The 4,252-nt window shown below is 66.7% G+C and carries 7 protein-coding genes; all 7 read right to left on the minus strand.

The features are described from left to right. Positions 1-257, minus strand: a 257-nt coding sequence (locus ACE3SN_RS16225) for a radical SAM protein (RefSeq protein ID WP_374531786.1), incomplete at its 3' end; no start/stop codon positions are given. Then, complete coding sequence (locus ACE3SN_RS16230) at positions 254-586, minus strand: Rossmann fold domain-containing protein (RefSeq protein ID WP_374531788.1); 333 nt, start codon at positions 584-586, stop codon at positions 254-256. The genes ACE3SN_RS16225 and ACE3SN_RS16230, both read right to left, overlap by 4 nt. Beyond that, a complete protein-coding gene (locus tag ACE3SN_RS16235) occupies positions 586-957 on the minus strand; it encodes a dihydroneopterin aldolase (RefSeq protein WP_374531790.1) in 372 nt (123 codons plus the stop codon). The genes ACE3SN_RS16230 and ACE3SN_RS16235 overlap by 1 nt, the downstream gene beginning before the upstream one ends. A 35-nt stretch (positions 958-992) precedes the next feature. Next, positions 993-1,892 (minus strand): class I SAM-dependent methyltransferase, encoded by a 900-nt coding sequence (locus ACE3SN_RS16240; RefSeq protein WP_374531792.1) that lies wholly within the window; start codon positions 1,890-1,892, stop codon positions 993-995. Then, positions 1,893-3,293 carry a threonine synthase gene (gene thrC, locus ACE3SN_RS16245; protein ID WP_374531794.1) on the minus strand — a complete coding sequence of 467 codons (1,401 nt, stop codon included), beginning with the start codon at positions 3,291-3,293 and terminating at the stop codon, positions 1,893-1,895. It abuts the gene before it with no gap. A gap of 22 nt (positions 3,294-3,315) precedes the next feature. Next, positions 3,316-3,906 carry an SURF1 family protein gene (locus ACE3SN_RS16250; protein ID WP_374531796.1) on the minus strand — a complete coding sequence of 197 codons (591 nt, stop codon included), beginning with the start codon at positions 3,904-3,906 and terminating at the stop codon, positions 3,316-3,318. Next, the coding region (locus ACE3SN_RS16255; RefSeq protein WP_374531798.1) for a DUF983 domain-containing protein at positions 3,903-4,252 on the minus strand (350 nt) is incomplete at its 5' end. The genes ACE3SN_RS16255 and ACE3SN_RS16250, both read right to left, overlap by 4 nt.

A 4,252-nucleotide genomic window follows, 5' to 3' on the forward strand; every position in this document is an offset into this window, starting at 1 on the left:
GCCTGAACCAGCTCGATCATGTCGCGCCGCACCAGCGGCTCCCCGCCCGTCAGGCGCAGCTTGGTCACCCCGCGCGCGATGAAGCCCAACGCCAGGCGGTGCAGTTCCTCAAGGCTGAGCACGTCCTTGCGGGGCAGGAACTCCTGCCGCTCGGGCATGCAATAGGCACAGCGCAGATCGCAGCGATCCGTCACCGACAGGCGCAGGTAACTTATCCGGCGCTGGAACTGGTCGACGAGGGGCGCAGGCGTGCTCATTCCGAAGACGGTAACACAGCACCCGCGCCCGCGTCATCCAGTACGAGCAGGTGTCCGGTCACCCCCGGCGCGGCGGCGAGGTAAGCCGCCGCAGCCGAAACCGCCGCCTCACCGCCACCCGACACGGCATTGACGCGGTGCGAAACCGCCGCGCGGGCAAGCGACTGCACCGCCGCCAGTCGCCAGGCCTTGTGGGTGTGATCGGCCTCGGGAAAGACCAGCAGCAGGTCTTCGCTGGGCGCCGGCAGCGCGGGCAGATCCTGCGCGTGGAAGCGGGCCGACGCAGCCAGCGGATCATCGGGCAGTCCCTCGATCCGGACGATCCGCATTACTTGCGGTTCCGGGTAAGCGTCATGCCGATCTTCTCGCCATTTTCGCTGATCGCGAGCTTGACGATCTTGACCGTCACCGCCTGCACGCGCGCGTCCTGCAGGAACAGGGTTTCGCAGATGTGATCGGCCACGGCCTCGATCAGCTTGAAGTGGACCCCGGGAGGCAGCGCATCGGATGCCGCAAACTTCAGGTCCATATAGTTCTTGCTGGCTTCGAGCGGGGTATCCGGCTCGTAACGCTCGGCAGGCTTCAGCGCCACGCTGATGGTGAAGCGCAGCGGTTGGGGGCGCCCGGTTTCCTCCGAGTAGATCCCGGTGAGGACATCGTGCTCGAACTCGGCAACTTCGAGGATCAGACTGTCGGCCATAATTAGTATGCCTTACTTACTAAATTGCCGCTCGTCTAGTCGCGACGCCAGCGCGCGAAGATCGCGGTGGGCAGCAGGCGACCTTCGAGGCCATCCTCCTGCACCGCCAGATCGCCATGCTCGACCACACCCGGCAGGTCAGCACAAGCCTCGGCCAGCAGACCGGCAATCGCCAGCGAGGACATCCGAACGGCATAGACCGTCAGGAACAGGAAGCGGCTGTCACTATCGAGCAGCTTGGCGCAATCGTGCACCAGCCCCGGCAGGTGATCCTCCAGCCGCCAGACCTCGCCTTCAGGTCCGCGTCCGAACTTGGGCGGATCGAGGATGATCCCGTCATAGCGCCGCCCGCGCCGCACTTCGCGCGCGGTGAACTTGGCGGCATCGTCGACGATCCAGCGCACCGGACGGCCTTCCATGCCCGACAGCGCGGCATTGGCGCGGGCCTGGGCGACCGACTTCTTGCTGGCATCGACGTGGGTGACGGGGCCGTATTTCGACAGCGCCAGAGTACCCACGCCGGTATAGCCGAACAGGTTCATGGTCTGGGCGTCGCTGCGCCCGGCCAGTTGCTCACCCATCCAGCCCCATACCGGGGCCATGTCGGGGAAGAAGCCGAGGTGGCGGAACGGCGTGCATTGCGCGGTGAAGCGCACGGTATCCTCGCCATTGGGCCAGGTCAGCGGCCAGCCATCACGCGGCACCGGATTGGCGAACTGCCAACGCCCGCCGCCGTCCTCGTCGGAACCGGGCACGAATTCGCCGTCGGACTTCCAGCGCTCAAGCCTGGGCGCCCACAGCGCCTGGGTATCGGGCCGGATGAAGCGGTGCGGGCCATAGCGTTCGAGCTTGCGGCCATCGCCGCAGTCGATCAGCCCGTAATCGTCCCAGCCCTGCCCGGCGAGGATGATCGGCTGGGTCTGGAGCCTGGCCATTTACCCCCGCGCGACCGCGTGCGCGGCAACGTAGTCGGCAATCGCGCCGTAGTCGCCCGGCAGTTCGGCCATGCGCTCTTCACGCTCGAACAGGTCGCCGATCCGGGCCGGCAGGCTCGGGCGGTGGCCGGTGGCGCGTTCGACCGCGTCGCGGAACTTGGCCGGGTGGGCCGTAGCAAGCGTTACGACCGGAATCTCCGCAGAGACACCGGCGGTGCGGGCAGCGTGCAGCCCGATCGCGGTGTGCGGATCGAGCAGTTCGCCGCATTCTTCCCAGGCCCAGCGAATCGCATCGGCCATCTGGTCGGCATCGGCGCGCGCGCTGGTGAACAGCTTGGCCGCGCCTTCGCGCTGGGCGTTGGTCAACTGCATCGCCTTGGTCGCCTCGAACCCTGCCATCTGCTCGGCCAGCGCCTTGCCGTCGCGGCCGCCAAGGTCGAACAGCAGGCGCTCGAAGTTCGATGAGACCTGGATGTCCATCGAAGGCGCAGCGGTGGGCGTGACGGTGCCAGCCGAATAGTCACCGCTCGACAGCGCGCGGTGGAGAATGTCGTTGACGTTGGTCGCCACGATCAGCTTCGCCACTGGCAGGCCCATCTGCGCCGCGACATAGCCCGCGAAGACGTCGCCGAAATTGCCGGTCGGGACCGCGAAGGCCACTTCGCGTTCCGGCGCGCCAAGCTGAAGCGCGGCGGCGAAGTAATAGACCACCTGCGCCATCAGCCGCGCCCAGTTGATCGAATTGACCGCGCCGATGCTGAACCGGCTGGTCATGCCCTGATCGTTGAACATCCGCTTCACCATCGCCTGCGCGTCGTCGAACGTGCCTTCGATGGCGATGTTATAGACGTTGGGCGCCAGCACCGTGGTCATCTGGCGGCGCTGCACGTCGCTGACCCGCCCCTTGGGGTGGAGCATGAAGATATCGACCCGCGCGCGGCCCGCCACGGCGTCGATTGCAGCAGAGCCGGTATCGCCGGAGGTCGCCCCGACGATGGTCAGCGGATCGCCCCCGCGAGCGAGGAATTCCTCGAACAGCAGGCCGAGCAATTGCAGCGCGACATCCTTGAAGGCCAAGGTCGGGCCGTGAAACAGTTCCAGCAGCCACTGCTGTTCGTCGAGCTGCTTGAGCGGCGTCACCGCCTTGTGCGCGAAGCGGCCATAGGCTGCACGCGTGAGTTCGAGCAGGCGCTCGCTCGTCAGGCTGTCACCCACGAACGGCTGCATGATCCGCGCGGCAAGCTCGGCATAGGGCAGGCCCGCCATCGCCGCGATTTCCTCTTTCGAGAAGCGCGGCCATTCACGCGGCACATAAAGCCCGCCGTCGCTGGCAAGGCCCGCCAGCGTAGCGCCTTCGAAATCGAGCGCCGGGGCGCTTCCACGGGTCGAGATATATTCCATCGCGAGTGGGCCGTTAGCCCCGCTAGCCCGTGGCGGCAAGGCGCTTGCGCAGCGCAAGCCCGTAAATCACCAGCGCCGTGGCCGCGAACAGGAACCACTGCACCGCATAAGACAGGTGGTTGTTCGGGATGTCATTGGGATCTGGCCGGGCACTGGCCGCAAGCCCCGGAAGCGGCTGGTCGGCCACGATCCGCGCGCCAGTTGGCCCGTCAGGCGCGATCATGCCCCGGATCGTGCCCCCCGGAAAGGCGACTGCCGAGGGCGTTTGCGACCAGCCTGCGTTGACTTCAACAACCGTACGGCCATCCGCGGAGCGACACTGTCCCCACTGCGCCCAACCCGTTTCACCGGTCTCGTTGTGTCCCGCCATCGGCTGGGTCGATCCGCCACCAAGGCATTCGATCGTGGTGTGGCGGAACCACACCGCCTCGCGGTTTGCCTTGTCGAGCGGCAGACGCACGTCGGCCGAAAGCGAACCGGCACGGGCATATTGCGCCAGCAGGGCCTCCTTCTGGTGCAGGCGATCGAGCTGCCAAAAGCCGAGCCGCACCATCACCATCGCAGCGATCAGCACGATCAGGGTCGGGAAAATGGGAACGCGTCGCAGGTTCATGGTTTGCGCACATCCTCGCCGGTCGCCTCGCGCGCCTTGCGCTGGACTTCGGCTGCAAGCAGTGCACCCTTGGTGAGGCGCAAGCCGCCCAGCGTCAGCCCCGCAACCAGGGGCGGCCAGAGCACCACGTGGACCCAGACCGGCGGATGCACACTGAATTCAAGCCACAAGGCGAGGCCCACGATCAAGGCGCCGATCACCAGGGTCAGGAATGCGGCAGGACCGTCACCCACGTTGTAGCTGGCAAAGTCGAGCCCGCAGGCTTCGCAGCGCGGCGCGAACCTGGCCGGGCCGGCGAACATGGTCTTGGCGCCGCAGTGCGGGCACAGACCGAAAAGGGCAGCCG

The organism is Novosphingobium sp. (assembly GCF_041915465.1).
Lineage (GTDB): Bacteria > Pseudomonadota > Alphaproteobacteria > Sphingomonadales > Sphingomonadaceae > Novosphingobium.

What these genes read in the sequence shown, in the direction of transcription:
- ACE3SN_RS16230 (WP_374531788.1), bottom strand. Translation starts at nt 586, where the DNA reads ATGCGGATCGTCCGGATCGAGGGACTGCCCGATGATCCGCTGGCTGCG.
- ACE3SN_RS16235 (WP_374531790.1), bottom strand. Translation starts at nt 957, where the DNA reads ATGGCCGACAGTCTGATCCTCGAAGTTGCCGAGTTCGAGCACGATGTC.
- ACE3SN_RS16240 (WP_374531792.1), bottom strand. Translation starts at nt 1,892, where the DNA reads ATGGCCAGGCTCCAGACCCAGCCGATCATCCTCGCCGGGCAGGGCTGG.
- thrC (WP_374531794.1), bottom strand. Translation starts at nt 3,293, where the DNA reads ATGGAATATATCTCGACCCGTGGAAGCGCCCCGGCGCTCGATTTCGAA.
- ACE3SN_RS16250 (WP_374531796.1), bottom strand. Translation starts at nt 3,906, where the DNA reads ATGAACCTGCGACGCGTTCCCATTTTCCCGACCCTGATCGTGCTGATC.